This is a genomic window from Lysobacter sp. Root604 (genome assembly GCF_001427505.1).
Taxonomy (GTDB): Bacteria; Pseudomonadota; Gammaproteobacteria; order Xanthomonadales; family Xanthomonadaceae; genus Lysobacter.
On sequence record NZ_LMGS01000011.1, the window covers coordinates 204163 to 220683 of the forward strand.

Genomic DNA, 16521 nt, shown 5'->3' on the forward strand with positions numbered 1-16521 from the left:
CGGCCCGAACTCCGGCGCCGACCCGCCGAATTCATGGAGATCCGCCGCATGCATCGCAACCGCCGCAACTTCCTCAAGCTGTCCGCACTGGCCGTAGGCATGATGGCCAGCGGCATGGCCCTGGCCGGCGCCCATATCGACGCGGCCCTGAACCGCGTGCTGGGCACCGCCTCCGCGCTCGACAAGCTCGAGGTCGTGGTGTCCTACGACCAGGCGGGACCGGTGCGCAGCACCCAACTGCAGGCGCTGCGCGCGCTCGGCATAGGCCAGGGCATCAGCATGCGCAACCTGCCGGTCGCCGGCGCCCTGGCCACGCCGGCGCAGGTCCGCGCCCTGGCCCAGCGCAGCGACGTGCGCGCGATCCACCTCAACCGCAATCTGGAGTACTACAACCAGGAAGCGCGCGAACTGTCCGGGGTCAATCGGGTCCAGGCCAATCCCGGCGATTTCGGCCGCACCACGCCCTACACCGGGCGCGGGGTGACGGTGATGATCAACGACTCCGGCATCGACGCCACCCACGCCGATCTCAAGTACGGCGTGCGCGTGGTCCAGAACGTGCAGGCCCTGACCAACCTGCATTCGCGGCTGGATTTCCTGCCGGTGGTGGTGCTGGAGAACCAGCTCAACACCGACCTGGGCTCCGGCCACGGCACCCACTGCGCAGGCACCGTCGGCGGCAGCGGCGCGCAGTCGGCCGGCCTGTATCGCGGCGTCGCCACCGGCGCCGATCTGATCGGCTACGGCTCCGGCGCGGTGATCTCGATCCTGGACGCGGTCGGCGGCTACGACTACGCGATCAGCAAGCAGAACAGCTTCGCCTCGCCGATCCGGGTGATTTCCAATTCCTGGGGCAGCTCGGGCGCGTTCGATCCCACCGATCCGGTCAACGTGGCCAGCTACGAGGCCTACAAGCGCGGCATCGTCAGCGTGTTCGCGGCCGGCAACGACGGCCCGGGCGCCAACACCCACAACCCCTACGCGCAGGCGCCGTGGGTGATCTCGGTCGGCGCCGGCAACAAGGACGGCACCCTGGCCGACTTCTCCTCGCGCGGCAATCCGGGCGAAAGCGCCAGCTTCACCATGCCCGACGGCGTCAGCTGGACCTACACCAACCAGCCCAGCATCGTCGCCACCGGCGTGGACATCGTCTCGACGCGCGCGCTGACCGGGGTGCTGCCCTTGCTGGCCGCGCAGCAGGATCTCTCGCTGGGCGCCAAGGCGCTGTCGTATACCCACATGAGCGGCACCTCGATGGCGACCCCGCACGTGGCCGGCATCGTCGCCCTGCTGCTGGAGGCCAATCCGTCGCTGAACCCGGCCGAGGTCAAGCAGATCCTCACCGCCACCGCCAATCCCATGCCCGGCCGGCTGCCGTTCGAGGTCGGCAGCGGCCATGTCGACGCCTACGAGGCCGCGCAGGTCGCGCAAGGCTACTGATCCCCCGGCTTTCCCGGCCAGGGACGGCCTGGGAACGCCTGCGAGCGTTTCTCTCCCACTCGCACTCTCCGCCGATTTAATCGGGGGCATCCGGGTCGTAGCGGATGCCCATTTTTTTGCCCGGGTTCGCCTTGCCGCGCGCCGCCCCGCGCGGCATGGCCGCCCGCGGGCGCCCGCCGCGTTGGCGCCTCTAGAGCAGACGTGAACCTCATCGCATCCCCCTCGCCGATCCGGCGAGACTGGGCCCGGCCTACGCCGGGCCCTTTTTTGTCCGCCGGTCCGGGGTCAGGGCGTAGCGGGTTCCGGCCAGGTCTGCGGCACCTTGCGCAGATCGTCCAGGCGGTAGCCCAGCTCGCGCAGACGCGCCAGATGGCGCTGGTAGTCCGGCTCGGAGATGCTGGGGGTGCGCGCCATGATCCAGGCGTAGTCGCGCTTGCTGCGGCCGATGATGGTCTGGGAGTAGTCCGGGCTCAGGTAAACCACCACGTACTCGGCCTGGATCGGCCAGATGAACTGCATGCCCCAGATCGCGTTGCCGGTGCCGGCCTTGACCGTGCCGACCGGATGCATGGTTTCGACCGGGCGGTCGTAGCCGCCGTCGCGGTAGCGGAAACGGGTCAGGATCTTGCCGTCGTCCGCGCGCCGGTAGTTCTCGATCGCGTTGTAGGCCTCGCGCTCGGGGCGCGAGGGGATGTGGGCGATCACGTACCAGTCGCCCATGAAGCGATCCAGGTCGACCTCGGCCACCGGCGTGATCGGGCGTACGTTGCCCGAGCAACCCGCGATCAGACTGGCGAGGATCAGCGCTATTCGATGTGCGGCCATGTATGCATGCCTCGTGGCGTTCAAGTGGAGGGTTCGCGTACGAATCGGTAGTGCGCCACCAGCCATTCCTGGCCGTCGGCGTAACCGAACATTTCCGCGCAGGCCATCCAGAACATGCGCCAACGCTGGAACCACAGCCCGGCCTGGGCGCCGTAGGCCTCGCGCAGCGTCGCCATGACCTCGTCGCGGCGCAGGTCCTGGTTGCGCAGCCAATGGTTGGCGGTGCGCTGGTAGTGGCGGCCATCGACCTGCCAGCGCTGCTCGATGCGCAGTTCGTTCTGGAACCACAGCAAAGTATCCGCGGCCGGCATCAAGCCGCCGGTGAAGAAATGCCGGCCCATCCAGTTGTCCTCGCCCTGGGTCTCGAACGGATACAGCAGTTCGTGGTGGGCGAAGATGTGCACGAACAGCTTGCCGCCGGGCGCCAGCCAGCGCGATATGCGCCGCATCAGCAGCTCGTAGTTGCGCATGTGCTCGAACATCTCCACCGACACGCAGCGGTCGTAGCGGCCTTCGGGCAGCTCCAACCGATTGACGTCCTGGGTCAGCACTTCGACATTGAACAGGCCGCGTTGCCGGCACTGCGCTTCGATATGCGCGCGCTGCGCCTGCGAGTTGGACACCGCGGTGATGCGCGCGTTCGGATAGCGTTCGGCCATCCACAGCGTCAACGAGCCCCAACCGCAGCCCAGCTCGAGGATGCGCTGGCCGTCGCGCAGCTCGGCGCGTTCGCCGTACAGGGCCAGCATCGCGTCCTCGGCCTGGTCCAGGCTCTCGTCGCCGCGTTCGTAGTAGCAGCCCGAGTACTTCAGGCGGCGCCCCAGGCAGAGCTGGAAGAATGCCGGCGGCAGTTCGTAATGCTGGGCGTTGGCGGCGTCGGTATGGATGGCCACCGGGCTGCGTCGCAGCTGGTCGATGCGCTGCTGGTAGCGCTGCGCGCGCTGCTCCAGGCCGCCGCCGCGCTCCTCGCGCAGGCGCTGCGCGCACAAGCGACGGATGCCGGCGCGCAGCAGCGCGTCGGGCACCCAACCGCGTTCGGCCCAGCCCAGCGCGCCCGCGGCGGGCAGATCGTGTTCGAGTTCGTCGGCGACGGCGCTGCGGTTCATGGGGCGGTCCTCTTGTCGTTGTCGTCTTTGCGCGGAAACCAGGGAATCAGCATCGGCGTGCTGCGTTGATAGGCGCGGTAGTCGTCGCCGCGCGTGCGCAGCGCCTGCGCTTCGGTGTACGGCACGCCGCTGATCCAGCGCAGGAACACGTACATCACCACCGGCCCGCTCCAGGCCAGCCAGGCCCAGGGCGAGCCCACGGCCAGAGCCACGTAGGCGAACCAGTGGGTCCATTCGAAGAAGTAGTTGGGATGACGCGAGTAGCGCCATAAGCCGGCACGGCAGGTGCGGCCGCGGTTGCCGGGATCGGCGCGAAAGCGCGCGAGTTGACGGTCGGCGAGGGTTTCGCCGGCCACGCTCAGCAGCCAGATCGCCACGCCCAACGCAGACCACGGCGTGGGTTCGGTCACCGGGTTGCGCGCCACCGCCGCGAACGGCAGCGCGAACAGCACCACCAATGCGGCCTGGAACTGGAAGAACAGCCAGAACTTGCCCTGATGGCCCTGCCAATGCGCGCGCAAATGCCGGTAACGGCCGTCCTCGTCTTCGCCGCGCACGCGCTGCCACAGGTGCCAGGCCAGACGCAGTCCCCAGACCCCACCCAGCACGGCGAGCAATACGCGCGGCAGCGCGGCGCCATCGCCAAGGGCGGCCAGCAGCACGGCGCCGCCGCCCACGCCGGCGGCCCAGATCGCATCGACGATGCCGGCGTTCTCGCGCCGGCGCTGCCAGCGCCAACCCGCGCTCATCGCCAGCGCGGCGCCCAGCCATACCATCGCCAGCGGCCACCATGGATTCATCGATCCCTCCTTAGCACCGGCGCGGTGACCGCGCCGTGGCTGCGTTCGATTCGTCGCGCCCAGCGCGCCAACAGCGTCAGCGCCACGGCCCAGCCGATGGCCAGGGCGAGCACGCCGGGCCAGACCGGCGGGGCGAAGGTCATCGCCTGCCAGCCGCGCGCCGCGCCCAGGTAGGCCAGCGGCGCGCCGATCGCGCCCAGCAGCGGCGCCAGCCACGCCCGCGTACGCAGGGCCGACAGCGACTGGGTCAGGGTCAGCGCGAACGCCGACCACAGCGCCAGGATCCACAGCGGGGCGCCGCCGGCCGGTAGCGCCGGCCGCGCGGCCGCGTAGACCGCCAGACCCGAGCCGGCCAGTCCGCCATCGACCAACACGCCCGCGACCACCGCCGCGACGACCAGCCGCCACTCGCGCGCGCGCCCCGGCATCGACAGCTGCCAGGCGACGAACAGCGCCGCGGCGATCGTGCCTGGCCACGGCGTGCCGCGACCGGCGCCGATCACGGCGGCGAACCAGACCAGTTGGTAACCGATCAGGTTGCTCCAGAAACTCACGCCGGCGTCTCCGCATGGCGGTCGTCCTGGCCCGGCCCCGGGCGGGCGAACAGCATCTGGGCGACGCCGATCGAGGCTTCGCGGAAGCCGCCTTCGCAATAGACCAGGTAGTACTCCCACATGCGGATGAAACGCTCGTCGTAGCCTTGCGCGCGCACTTGCGCGAGCTGGGCGAGGAAGCGCTGGCGCCAGGCCTGCAGGGTGCGCGCGTAGGAGTGGCCGTAATCGTCCAGACGGATCAGGGCCAGATCGCTGCTGCGCGCCTTGGCCGCGAGCAGGGCGGCGATCGACGGGATGAAGCTGCCGGGGAAGACGTGGCGCTTGATGAAGTCGACCGAGCCCAGGGCCTGCGCATAGCGGTGGTCCTCGATCGTGATCGCCTGGACCAGCGCGCGCCCGCCCGGACGCAGCAGCCGGCCGATCTGGGCGAAGTAGCTGTCCAGGTAGGCCGCGCCGATCGCCTCGACCATCTCGATCGAGACCAGCTTGTCGTATTGCCCGCGCAGGTCGCGATAGTCCTGGCGCAGCACTTCGACGCGATCGCCCAGGCCGGCCTCGGCCACGCGCGTCTGAGCCAATGCGTATTGCTCGCCCGAGATCGTGGTGGTGGTGACGTGGCAACCGTAGTGGCGCGCCGCATGCACGGCGAAACCGCCCCAGCCGCTGCCGATCTCGATCACGCGGTCGCCCGGACCCAGTTCGAGCTTGCTGCAGATCAGGTCCAGCTTGCGCGCCGATGCGACTTCGAGGGTGTCGTCGTCGCCGTCCCACACCGCCGAGGAGTACATCAGGTCCGACGACAGGAACAGGGCGAAGAACTCGTTGCCGAGGTCGTAGTGAGCGGCGATGTTGCGGCGGCTGCCGGCGCGGGTGTTGCGGCGCAGGGCATGCCAGGCGCGCATCGCCATCCCGCCCAGGCGCGCGCCGCCGCGCTCCATACCGTCCAGGCGTTCGCGATTGCGCACCAGCAAGCGGATCAGCGCGACCGGATCGTCGCAGTCCCAATAGCCTTCCATATAGGCTTCGCCCGCGCCGACGCTGCCATTGCTGGCGATCGCGTGGTAGAAGCGCGGATCGCGCACGCTCAGGTGTACCTGCAATTGCGGCCGCTGCGCCGCCGGCAGGCCGAACTCGACGCGACCTAGCGCGTCCTCCAGCACCAGTCGGCCGTGTTCCAGGCCGCGCATCTGGGCGAGCAAACGCTTGCGCAGGAAGCGCGTGCCGGCGCCGTAGCCCGCGGCCGGGCGCTGGAGTGCGGATGCGGTGGTGTTCATGGCGGTCCTCGCTGCAAATCGGGATGGTCGTAAACGGGGTTGCGCTTCAGCCACAGCCGCAGCGCCTGCCAATGGATCGCGCCGACCACGCTGGCGGTCATCAGCGGGTAGCGCCACAGCACGCGCGCGAGTGCGCCTGCGTCCAGGGCGCGGCGCTGCAGATGCAGGCCGGCGTCGAACTCGACGCCGGCCGCGTCGCGCACCTGCATGCGTACATGCAGATCGCTGGCGGGCGGGGTGAAGCGCCAGTCGTAGCGGCGCTGCATCGGCATGAAGGGCGAGACGTGGAAGCGCTTGTCGAAGGCCCAGCTCAGGGCGCGTCCGCGCTGCTGCGCATCGCGCACCGGCAGCACATAGGCATGGCGCTCGCGCCAGGGCGTGTTGGTGATCTCGGCCAGCACGCAATCCAGCGCGCCGTCGGCGTCGTGGCAGTAGTAGAAGCTGACCGGGTTGAAGACGTAACCGGCGTAGCGCAGGTGGGTGAGCAGGCGGATCGGTCCCAGCGGGCGGCGGCCGCCGACCTGTTCGACGCGTCGGCGCACGGCTTCGTCCAGCGGCAGGGCGGCGGGCCCGAGGTAGTCGCTGCGGCGGAACTCGGCCAGGTTGCGCCGCCCCACCGACCACAGCCGCCGGCCGGCGAACACGCGGTCGAGTTCGGACAGGTCCAGGTAGAGCTGGGCGATGCGGTATTCGAAGCGATGCGCATGCGGACGAAAGCGGCGATGGCGCACCACGCCCTCGTAAACCGCGCTGTGCAGGGGCGCGTCGGCGCTGTTCACGCGGCCAGCTCCGCCATGACCGGCGCATCGACGGCGCTGTTGACTGCCTCCGTCGCTGCGGTTTCCCAGGGCGCATCCAAGGCCTGCGCAACCTCGACCGCGCTGCGCATGCCGTCTTCATGAAAGCCCCAACCCCAGTACGCGCCCGCGAACCAGGTGCGGCGGCGGCCCTGGATCTCGGCCTTGCGCGCCTGCGCGGCGACCGAGGCGTGGCTGTAGACCGGATGCGCGTACCGCAGCCGGCGCAGCACGCGCGCGGGATCGATCGCGGCGCTGCGGTTGAGGGTGACCACGAACGGCTCGGGCGAGTCGATGCCCTGCAGCAGGTTCATGCAGTAGCTGACGGTGCAAGGCTCGCCGGGGTCGCGCGGCACGCAGGCGTTCCATGCGGCCCAGGCTTTGCGATGGCGCGGCAGCACCGCGGCATCGGTGTGCAGCAGGGCTTCGTTGGCCTGGTAGGGAATCGCGCCGAGGATCTCGCGCTCGCGCGGATCGGCGTCGGCGAGCAGGGCCAAGGCCTGGTCGCTGTGGCAGGCCAGCACGGCGTGATCGTAACGCTCGCTGCCGTGGATGCTCTCGATCTCGACCGCTTCGGCATCGCGGCGCAGGGCGCGTACCGCGCAGCCCAGGCGTTCGCGCACGCGCCAGCCGGCGCGCATGGCATCGACGTAACGCGCCGAGCCGCCGCGCACCACCGCCCACTGCGGCCGTCCCGCCACTTGCAGCATCTGGTGGTTGGCCATGAAGCGAACCAGATAGCGCGCGGGAAACGCCAGCACCGCCGAACTCGGCGCCGACCACAAGGCCGATGCCATCGGCACCAGATGTTCGTCGCGGAAGGCGGCGCCGTAGCGGTGCTCGGACAGATACTCGCCCAGCGTCGGTCCGTCGCCTTCGCCGTCCAGCAGCGCCGGCGCCTGCCGGTAGAAGCGCAGCAGGTCGGCGACCATGCCCAGGAAGCGCGGCGATGCCAGGTTGCGGCGCTGGCAGAACAGCGCGTCCAGGGTCGAGGCGTTGTATTCCAGCCCGCTGGCTTCGTTACGCACCGAGAAGCTCATCGTGGTCGCCTGTGTCGCCACCCCGAGTTCGCCGAACAGCCGGGTGAGCAGCGGATAGTGGCGCGGGTTGTGGACGATGAAGCCGCTGTCGATCGCGTAGCGGCGACCGTGCAGCTCGATGTCGTGGGTATGGGTATGCCCGCCGAGATAATCGTTGCTCTCGAACAGGGTCACGTCATGCCGGCGCGACAGCAGCCAGGCCGAAGCCAAGCCGGCGATGCCCGATCCGATCACCGCGATGCGCACGGCTCAGCCCCGCGCCTTGGCCGCGACCCAGGCCGGAATCGGCTTGAGGTCGCGCACCAGGCCCAGCGCGGCCATCGTGCGCAGGGCGTACCAGGTCAGATCGATTTCCCACCAGCGAAAGCCCTGGCGCACCGTGCCGGGAAAGAAATGGTGGTTGTTGTGCCAACCCTCGCCGAAGGTGATCAACGCGAGCCAGAAGTTGTTGCGGCTGTCGTCGGCGGTGTCGAAGCGGCGCGTGCCGTAGCGATGGGCGAGCGAGTTGATCGTCACTGTGCAGTGGAACAGCACCGTGGTCGAGACGAGGAAGCCCCAGACCAGCATCTGGCCGCCGCTGGTGCCCAGGCCCGGCGCGTAGCGCTGCAGCAGCGCGCCCACGCCGTACAGCGCGGCCGCCAGTGCCACCGGTACCGCGGTGTCGTAGCGGTCCAGCCAGCGCAGTTCCGGGTAGCGCGCCAGGTCGGGTACGCGCGTCAGATCGGTGCGGAACGCGTGCGGGGTCAGGAACCAGCCGACGTGGCTCCACAGGAAACCGTGCACGCGGGGCGAATGCGGATCCAGCGCGGTCTCGGTGTGGCGATGGTGGTTGCGATGGTGCGCGGCCCACCACAGCGGCCCGCGTTGCACGCAGGAAGCGCCGATCAGGGCGAACAAAAATTGCACCGCGCGCGAAGTGCGGAACGTGCGGTGCGAGAAGTAGCGGTGATAGAACGCGGTCAAGGCGAACATGCGCAGGGCGTACAACGCCGCCGCCACGACCAGCGCGATCGGCGAGACGCCGACCCAGAACACCGCCACACAGGCCAAATGCATGGCCAGAAACGGCGAGGCGCGCAGCCAGTCGATGCGCTCCTCGCGATTGTGCGGGTCGCCGTCGTCGCCCGCGCTGGTATCGATCCAGCGCCACAACACCGACCAGCGACGCCGGGGCGCGGGCGTGTCCGACGCTACGGCGCTGGCGGTGGAAGACGTGGACGGCGGCTGCGGCATGGAACTCTCCCGATGAGCGTGTCATCAGGAGGTACGGGGCCGCGCCCGCGGCGGATGCACCGCCGCGATCAGATCGTCTGCAGACCGCCCTTGGCGACGATGGGGCCGGTGGGAATGCCCTGCGGCGCGCCGCCCGCCGGTTCCAGGGTGATGGCCAGGGTCGAGCCGGGCTTGAGCGCGCGCAGCAGGTCGCTGGGCACCGCGACCGTATGCGCCTTGTCGATCGAGACCAGGCCCAGAGAGCGCGGCGCTTCGCCGGCGGGGATCAGCCACAGCTCGGGCACGCGGCCCTGGGCGTCGGCGGGCGCGGGCACCGGCACCATCAGGACCTTGCCCTGCTTGATGTCCAGCGAGGCCAGCCAGCCCGGCGAGCCGTCGTCGTGGGCCAGAGTGGTGACGGGCTTGGCCTGCTCGGCCGGCTCCACCGCGATCGGCGGCGTCGGCGTTGGCGTCTGCGGCACGCGGCCCACGAATAGCGCCGCCAGCGCCGCCGCGGCGGCGACCGCGGTCGCGGCGCGCCAGAAGCCGAGGTTCTGCCAGACCCCTCGGGGTTGCTCGCTTACCGGCGACCAGCCCAGGTGCGTGCGCAGGCGCGGCCACAGGTGCGCCGGCACGTCGACCGGTGCGATCTCGTCCAACAGGGTGGCCAGGCGCCGCTCCCAATCCGCCACCGCGCGCGCGAACTCCGGGTCGGCGGCGATGCGCGCTTGCGCTTGCCTACGTTGCTGCGCATCCAGCACGCCCAGCACGTACTCGCCGGCGTGCACATCCGAATCGGGCGGCTCCGGCCCGGTGTCGTCGTCGAAGCGGGGGTCTTGGGCGCTCATGATTCCAGGCACGCCCGCAGTTGGCTCAAACCGCGCCGGATCCAGCTCTTGACCGAACCCAGCGGCGAGCCGATCCGGGCCGCCAGCTCCTCATAGGTGGCGCCGTCGAAGAAGGCGGTGCGGATCAACGCGCGACGGCGCGATTCCAGCCGCTGCATGCAGAGTTCCAGCCGGCTCTGATCGTTCGCGGCCTCGGCCTGCTGCAGCGGCGTGGCGGCGTGATCGACGATTTCGTCGGCCAGTTCGATCGGGGCCATACGTTGCGGCGCCGGCAGCGTGCGGGCGCGGTCGATGGCCTTGTTGCGCGCGACCATCGCCAGCCAGGTGATCGCGCTGGCGCGCCCGGCATCGAACTGCACGGCCTTGCGCCAGACGCTGGCGTAGACCTCCTGCAACACGTCTTCGGCTTCCGCGCGGTCGGCCAACACGCGCAGGCAGACCCCCAACAGCTTGCCGGAGGTGGCGCGGTAGAGCGCTTCGAACGCACCGGTATCGCCGCCGGCGACCTCGCTCAGCAGGCCGTCGAGGCGTTCGCTTTCCGGTGTGCGCTGGCGTTGCGGAGACTCGGGCATTCCTGCACCTGTGGATACCAAGCTGATCGGAGTCGCGGCGCCAACCGCATCGCCAGGCGACATGCGGCGGCTACGCGCGGAGGGGAGCGGCGCGACTATATGCCATCGACGCCGGCCTCGCGGTGAAGGCGGCGCGCAGGGCAAGGCTTGGCTGGGCAGGGCGCGCCTCATACCGAGGGCGATCCCGCGCCGCAGCTGCGCACCAGGGGCATGGCGGCGGCGCGCTCGATTTCGGCGCGGGTCGCGTCGCGGGCGACGGTGTCGGCGGGGAAGGCGATGCGCACATCGAGATAGCGGCCGCGACGATCGCGGATGGTGCCGATGCCGCGGAATTCCAGCAGGCGCCGGTCCGCGTCGGCGTAGGTCAGTTCGATGGCGGGTATCGCGAAGCCGTACCAGCGGTCCAGCGTCATGCGCAGGCGCTGCGCCGCGCGGCCGTCCACGCGCACCGGCTTGGCGGCGGCGAGCTGGAGGTCGAGGAACTCGAAGCGGCTGGGCAGCAGGAACGGGATCGCGATCGCTCGGCCTTGCGAGAGCGCGTCCCAGCGCGACCGCACCATGGCGTCGAATCCGGCGTCGATGACCGCGTCGCGCGGCAGTTTCAGGGCCCGCGTGCGCAAGGGCGCGCGCGCGTCGTCCTGCACGTACACCTCGCGGCCGCCGCCCCGGCTGCGCACGCCTTCGCGGTAGCCGTCGCGGCCGTCGTTGAAGTCGAAATCGGGCGCCGCGGCCTGGGCGCCATCGATCACGCGCTTGCGTGCGAACGCTTGGCCGTCGGGGCAGCGGTACAGCACCAGCCGCTGCGCGGTCTGGTCGTCGGCATAGCGCCAATGGGTCTCCCGGTAGAGCAGGCGGGCGCCGTCGCGGGCGTAGGCCAGACCGTCGTAGCGCTCGATCGGGCCCGCGCCGGCCGCGCCGCAGGCGCAGCCCAGCAGGCCGAAGACGGCGATACGCCGCAAAGGGTGGGGTCGACGGGCCATGGGCGCTCGCTCGTTGGAAGCCATGCGGGTCTATACGAGGCGGGGCCGGAAATTGATGCAGGCGGCCGGGCCCGGCGTTGGCGGCGTGTCCAGCTGTGGATAAGTGCCCCGGGGGCCGTTTCGATCCGATGCCCGCGGAGGGCATTTCGTCGTACATCGCAGGCGCAGCGCAGCGGGTTCGGCCGATGGATCGGATCGGACGGGCTATAGCGAAACTGGACATTTCGCCGCGATCTGCGATTCATTGCGGATGCGGCACGCGCCCTGTTTTCGAAGGCTGTGCCAACGATGTTCGAATCTTCCACAAGAACGGTGACCTAATGCATGCGTGGCGAATCCTGGCCGCTTCTTTGATCGGCAGCCTGCTGCTGCTGGGCTGCGCCGCGCAGTTGGTCGATTCCGAGGATATCTGGGGCGACATCCGGCCAGGGCAGAACTATGCGCCCGCCTCCAGGATGATCGACGGCTGGTACGCGGTCGAAGCGATCGACGAGCGGACGTTCGCCATCAACGAGCCGAAGTCCGAGCAGTACAACACCTCCTATCTGATCGTCGGCAGCACCCGCGCGATCATGTTCGACGCCGGTTGCGGCGAACGGCCCGCCGGATCGAAATCCATGCGCGAGGTGGCCGGGCGTCTGACCGACAAACCCGTCACCCTGATCCTGTCGCACCACCATTACGACCACACCGGCGACGCGGCCACCTTCGAAGACGGCGTCACCCTGGTCGACCGGCCGGAGATACGCGCACGCATCGACAACGGCCGCTACACCATCGGCGCGCTCGAGAGCGGCGGCGCGGTTCCGCCGCCGTTGAAAATCGCGGGCTTCGTCAAGGATGGCGACACGATCGATCTCGGCGACCGCCAGCTGTCGGCGTACAACCTGCCGGGCCATACCAACGAGAGCGTGGTGTTGGTCGATCGCGTGCGCAATCTCGCCTTTACCGGCGACCACGTCTACCAGCACCTGGGCGGGATCGTGGCGATGACGCCGCAGTCTGATCTGCCGATCTACAAGGCGAATGTCGACCGCCTGTTGGCGCTGACCGATGCCAAGACGCGCTACCTCGGCGCCCACGGCGATCCGCACTTCGATCGCGCCTGGGTGAGCTTGATCGACAGCGAGCTGGGCAAGATGGTGGCCGGCACCGCGACCTACCGCTACGCCAGTCACTACCTGGTGCCCGGCAAGATGCCGCTGCGGGTGCTGCAGAACGGGGACCTGTACATCTACACGACGCCCTTGGTCGACCCGTCGCTGTTCTGGTCCAAATGGAGCTTGCTGGCGATCGCAGCGGCGCTGTCGCTCGCGCTGTATCTGGTGGCGCGGCTGTTCCGGCGGCTGCGTGGCGGATCGCGATCCCGTCCGGAGACCTGATCGCCCTGTCGACGGGCGCGGCAGCGCCTGTCGCGGCGCGATGTCGGGAGTGGTTGCGAGACCGCCGGCCGGGCAGGGGATAGGGCGTGACGGGCGAGGTCGGAGCCATCGGCCGATCCGGCCCCACAAACAGAAAACCCCGCAGGGCGGGCGCCATGCGGGGTTGACGGTTCAAGGCTTGCGAAATGGTGGCCGGGGAGGGAATCGAACCCCCGACACGGGGATTTTCAATCCCCTGCTCTACCAACTGAGCTACCCGGCCATTTCACGGCAGGCCGTGATGAGGAGCGGCATGATACGGAGCGCCGGACGATCTGGCAAGCCGCATGTGCGCTGAACGGTTTGCGCGGGGCCCCGCGCAGCGTGCCGGCGGCGGCGCATGATGGTGCCAGGCCTTCAGGCAAGGACTCGTAGGCATGGACTGTACGCCGCAAACAGGAGCCGCCATGAAACGCATTCTCTACGCAGTATCCGCCGCGCTGACGCTGTTCGCGATGAGCGCTTGCGCGACCGATCCCAAGATGCGCGACGCCGATCGTCTGGCCTTGTATCGCGCCCATGCCGGCGAGCCGGTGCCGGCGTTCCAGTACTACGGCCGCCTCGACGGCTGGACCCCGTTGGGCGACAGCGCGCTGGCGGTGTGGACGCGGCCAAATCAGGCCTATCTGCTGGAACTGCAGGGCCGCTGCTCGGACCTGGACTTCGCCTCGGCGATCACGGTCAGCAGCCAAGCCGGGCGGGTCTATTCGCGCTTCGACAAGGTGATGGTGCTGGGCCAGGGCGCGCTGCCGTTCCCCTGCCATATCGGCCAGATCCGCCCGCTCGACGTCAAGGCGATCAAGCAGGCGCAGCGCGACCGGCGTTCGGCCGGCTCGATGCCGGAAAGCCGCGACGACGGCGTGACGCCGCAGGACGGCAAGTAAGCCGGGCAACGGCGCCGGTCAGCTCTCCGGCGCCACGTAGCCGGCCGGCTTGTCGGCGCCGCCGGCGAACAGGAACTTCTCCATCTCCGCTTCCAGGAAGGCGCGGTGCTTGGGGTCCAGCGGCGACAGGCGGTTTTCGTTGATCAGCATGGTCTGATGCGCGAGCCAGGCGGCCCAGGCGGTCTTGCCGATGTGCGCGTACACGCGCTTGCCGAGTGCGCCGGGCCAGGGCACGAAGTCCAGGCCGTCGGTGTCGCGGTGTTCGTATTCGCAATGGACGGTGCGTGGCATCGAAGTTCCTGATTGGCGGCTCGCGGCGCAAGCCGCGGGCGTGAAAGGATGGAGCGGGCCGGATTCGAACGCGCGCGCGTCAGGCGTCGCTTTCCAGCAGCTTGCGGATCGGCGCGGGGATGCCCAGTTCGGACAACTCGGCGCGCGCGACCCAGCGCAGGCCGTCATTGTCGCCCACCGCGTCGCGCAGGGCGATGCCGCGCCAGCGCAGCGGCTGCAGTTCCAGCTTGTAGTGGCTGAAGGCGTGCGCGATCGGCGCCAGGCGCTGGGCGGCGGCGAAATCGCCGTGCGCGTGCGCGCCGAACCAGGCCTGCGCCGCCGCGTCGTCCTCGGCTTGTGGCAGCGTCCACAGCGAGGCCCAGATACCGACCGGCGGGCGCCGCTGCAGCAACACGCGCGCCTGCGCGTCCTGCAGCCACAGCACCTGCGCATGGCGTTGCGGCACGGCCTTGCCGGGCTTGGGCGTGGGCAACTCCGCGACCCGGCCTTCGCGGCGGGCGACGCAGTCGTCCTGCAGCGGGCACAGCACGCAGGCCGGATCGGCGCGCGTGCACAGGGTCGCGCCCAGGTCCATCTGCGCCTGGGTGTAGTCGGCCAGGCGCGTATCCGCCAGATCGGGACTGGCGACGTGGCGTTCGGCCAGCGCCCACAGCTGTTTTTCCACCGCCGGCAGGCCGGGATAACCGTCGATGCCGTGGTAACGGCTGAGCACGCGTTTGACGTTGCCGTCGAGAATGGCGTGGCGGTCGTTCCAGGCCTGCGACAGGATCGCCGCGGCGGTGCTGCGGCCGATGCCGGGCAGGGCGGTCAGCGCGTCGAGATCGCGCGGCAGTTCGCCGCCGTGCAGCTCGACGCAGCGTTGGGCGGCCGCGTGCAGATTGCGCGCGCGGGCGTAGTAGCCCAGCCCCGACCACAGCGCGAGGACTTGGTCCTGCGAGGCGGCCGCGAGTTCCGGCAGGGTCGGCAGGGCGGCGACGAAACGTTCGAAGTAGGGCGCGGCGGTCTTGACCTGGGTCTGCTGCAGCATGATTTCCGACAGCCACACCCGGTACGGCGTGCGCGGATGCTGCCAGGGCAGGTCGTGGCGGCCGCAGACGTCGAACCAGCGCAGCAGGCGGCTCGCGAATGCATCCGTGCCCGCGCCCGCGGCAACGGGCGCGGCGGCGGATTTGGCGCGCGCGGCGCGGCTCACGGCAGCTCCTCGTCGCCGAGTTCGATCTCGACCGCTTCGAGGGTGGCGCCGGAGATTTCCAGCTTGGGCGTGCGCAGCTTGGCGCGCAGCGGCGGCAACGGCGCGCCGCGTTCGCCGGCCTCGATCCAAGCCAGCACCGCGGGCAGGCGGAACTCGCTGTCGGCCTGAGTCTGGCCGCGGCTAAGGCGCAGGCCGATGGTTTCCGACAGGTCCGGGCGGCCGACGTAGCGCAGTTCGAACGGCAAGGGCGCGGAGGCATCGTCCAGCGGCGCCGGCAGCGCCGGCCAGGCCTGCGGCCACTGCGCCAGCCGACCGTCCAGTTGCAGCACCAGGCGCCGACCCAGCGCGAGCGCGCCGGTCGCGTCCAGCGTCGGGATCGGATTGCTCGCGTCGCCGCGCGCGCGCAGCGCCAGCGCCACGGGTTCCAGCGACCACACCGCCTCGTCGAACTTGAGCGGGCCGTGCAGGCCCAACGCGAACGGCAGGCGGGTATCGCCGGATTCGTAGCTGGCCGCCGCGCCCAGCAACGCCGGCACGATGGTGAGTTCGTCGTCGCCGATGCGCAGCGGCCCGGACAGGGCTACCGTCGCCGGCAATCGCCAGCCGCTTTGCTCGATCGCGATGCGACCGTTGGCGCCCAGCCCGGCCGCCGGCGCGGGCCGCGACAAAGCGACCGCGAGATCGAACGGGATCGCCATCGGCGCGTCCAGATAGCGGCCGCGCAGACGCGCGCGCACGAGACGATCCGGATACAGCGCGGGCAGCTCGGCCTGGATGCCCTCGATGCGCCAGTCGTGGTTGACGATGCGGCCGTCGGCGATGCGCAGGCCGTCGGTGAGGGTGGGAATGCGGGTTTGCGGCGACGGCGGCCGGCTCGCCAGCCAGTGCTGCAGCGCCGGCAGATCCAACAGCGGCGCGTCGAGTTCGATGCGTTCGACCGTGAGCTGATCGCCGCGGCTGCGCAGGGTCGACCAGGGCAGCGACAACTGGATGCGTTTCGCGCTGAGCAGCGGCGTGGCGGCGCCGGGCTCGCGCACGATCACCTCGCGCACCAGCAGCATCGGCGTGCCGCGCAAGCGGTATTCGCTGACGCCGGCGGCGCTGATCTCCAGCCCCAGCGCGGCGCCGGCGCGGTCGAGGATCAATGCCGCCGCACGCTGCGGGCGCGAGATCCAGACCAGCGCGAGCACGCTCAGCAAGCCTAGAACGGCGAACGCGAGCAACCAGCGGCGCGCGCGGCGCGGCGCCGGTTTGGCGGCGGGGTTGGCGGTGTCGGCGACCATGC

General features: G+C 70.1%; 17 protein-coding genes and 1 tRNA gene. 3 read left to right on the plus strand and 15 right to left on the minus strand.

The window, feature by feature from the left end; genetic code table 11:
- Positions 1-48 precede the first annotated feature (48 nt).
- A complete protein-coding gene (locus ASD69_RS18290) occupies positions 49-1440 on the plus strand; it encodes a S8 family serine peptidase (RefSeq protein ID WP_056181971.1) in 1392 nt (463 codons plus the stop codon).
- Positions 1441-1725: 285 nt separating this feature from the next.
- On the opposite strand, the gene ASD69_RS18295 is transcribed toward ASD69_RS18290, so the two are convergent.
- From ASD69_RS18295 to ASD69_RS18345, 11 genes are all read right to left on the minus strand, one after another.
- On the minus strand, positions 1726-2265 hold the full coding sequence (locus ASD69_RS18295; RefSeq protein WP_056181766.1) for a lipocalin family protein: 540 nt from the start codon (positions 2263-2265) through the stop codon (positions 1726-1728).
- 20 nt (positions 2266-2285) lie between these two features.
- Positions 2286-3371, minus strand: coding sequence for a cyclopropane-fatty-acyl-phospholipid synthase family protein (locus ASD69_RS18300; RefSeq protein WP_056181769.1), 1086 nt, complete (start codon positions 3369-3371; stop codon positions 2286-2288).
- Positions 3368-4171, minus strand: coding sequence for a DUF1295 domain-containing protein (locus ASD69_RS18305; protein ID WP_056181773.1), 804 nt, complete (start codon positions 4169-4171; stop codon positions 3368-3370). Before ASD69_RS18305 ends, ASD69_RS18300 begins: the two co-directional genes overlap by 4 nt.
- Positions 4168-4725: a DUF2878 domain-containing protein gene (locus ASD69_RS18310; protein WP_056181775.1), complete on the minus strand. Its 558-nt coding sequence runs from the start codon at positions 4723-4725 to the stop codon at positions 4168-4170. Before ASD69_RS18310 ends, ASD69_RS18305 begins: the two co-directional genes overlap by 4 nt.
- Complete coding sequence (locus ASD69_RS18315; protein WP_056181777.1) at positions 4722-5999, minus strand: cyclopropane-fatty-acyl-phospholipid synthase family protein; 1278 nt, start codon at positions 5997-5999, stop codon at positions 4722-4724. Before ASD69_RS18315 ends, ASD69_RS18310 begins: the two co-directional genes overlap by 4 nt.
- Positions 5996-6778 carry a DUF1365 domain-containing protein gene (locus tag ASD69_RS18320; RefSeq protein WP_235567266.1) on the minus strand — a complete coding sequence of 261 codons (783 nt, stop codon included), beginning with the start codon at positions 6776-6778 and terminating at the stop codon, positions 5996-5998. The genes ASD69_RS18315 and ASD69_RS18320 overlap by 4 nt, the downstream gene beginning before the upstream one ends.
- Positions 6775-8082 carry an FAD-dependent oxidoreductase gene (locus tag ASD69_RS18325; RefSeq protein WP_056181779.1) on the minus strand — a complete coding sequence of 436 codons (1308 nt, stop codon included), beginning with the start codon at positions 8080-8082 and terminating at the stop codon, positions 6775-6777. The genes ASD69_RS18320 and ASD69_RS18325 overlap by 4 nt, the downstream gene beginning before the upstream one ends.
- A 3-nt stretch (positions 8083-8085) precedes the next feature.
- On the minus strand, positions 8086-9069 hold the full coding sequence (locus ASD69_RS18330) for an acyl-CoA desaturase (RefSeq protein ID WP_056181782.1): 984 nt from the start codon (positions 9067-9069) through the stop codon (positions 8086-8088).
- Between the two features lie 68 nt (positions 9070-9137).
- Positions 9138-9896 (minus strand): anti-sigma factor, encoded by a 759-nt coding sequence (locus tag ASD69_RS18335; RefSeq protein WP_056181787.1) that lies wholly within the window; start codon positions 9894-9896, stop codon positions 9138-9140.
- Entirely contained in the window at positions 9893-10468 is a 576-nt protein-coding gene (locus tag ASD69_RS18340) for a sigma-70 family RNA polymerase sigma factor (RefSeq protein ID WP_056181789.1), read from the minus strand. Before ASD69_RS18340 ends, ASD69_RS18335 begins: the two co-directional genes overlap by 4 nt.
- A 167-nt stretch (positions 10469-10635) precedes the next feature.
- Positions 10636-11448 carry a hypothetical protein gene (locus tag ASD69_RS18345; RefSeq protein WP_235567267.1) on the minus strand — a complete coding sequence of 271 codons (813 nt, stop codon included), beginning with the start codon at positions 11446-11448 and terminating at the stop codon, positions 10636-10638.
- Positions 11449-11633: 185 nt separating this feature from the next.
- Here ASD69_RS18345 and ASD69_RS18350 point away from each other — a divergent pair, with 185 nt between their 5' ends.
- The gene (locus tag ASD69_RS18350) at positions 11634-12830 is read left to right on the plus strand and encodes an MBL fold metallo-hydrolase (protein ID WP_162250676.1); all 1197 of its coding nucleotides are present in this window, start codon (positions 11634-11636) and stop codon (positions 12828-12830) included.
- 186 nt (positions 12831-13016) lie between these two features.
- Here the strand turns inward: ASD69_RS18350 and ASD69_RS18355 are convergent.
- Positions 13017-13092, minus strand: a tRNA-Phe gene (locus ASD69_RS18355).
- 184 nt (positions 13093-13276) lie between these two features.
- On the opposite strand from ASD69_RS18355, the gene ASD69_RS18360 reads away from it, so the two are divergent.
- Positions 13277-13753, plus strand: coding sequence for a DUF6491 family protein (locus ASD69_RS18360; protein WP_056181797.1), 477 nt, complete (start codon positions 13277-13279; stop codon positions 13751-13753).
- Positions 13754-13771: 18 nt separating this feature from the next.
- On the opposite strand, the gene ASD69_RS18365 is transcribed toward ASD69_RS18360, so the two are convergent.
- The 3 genes from ASD69_RS18365 to ASD69_RS18375 all read right to left on the minus strand — a co-directional run bounded on the left by ASD69_RS18365 (position 13772) and on the right by ASD69_RS18375 (position 16519).
- Positions 13772-14044: an oxidative damage protection protein gene (locus ASD69_RS18365; RefSeq protein ID WP_056181800.1), complete on the minus strand. Its 273-nt coding sequence runs from the start codon at positions 14042-14044 to the stop codon at positions 13772-13774.
- 79 nt (positions 14045-14123) lie between these two features.
- On the minus strand, positions 14124-15236 hold the full coding sequence (mutY, locus tag ASD69_RS18370; RefSeq protein ID WP_056181804.1) for an A/G-specific adenine glycosylase: 1113 nt from the start codon (positions 15234-15236) through the stop codon (positions 14124-14126).
- Positions 15233-16519 carry a hypothetical protein gene (locus tag ASD69_RS18375; RefSeq protein ID WP_056181807.1) on the minus strand — a complete coding sequence of 429 codons (1287 nt, stop codon included), beginning with the start codon at positions 16517-16519 and terminating at the stop codon, positions 15233-15235. The genes mutY and ASD69_RS18375 overlap by 4 nt, the downstream gene beginning before the upstream one ends.
- Between the last annotated feature and the right edge of the window lie 2 nt (positions 16520-16521).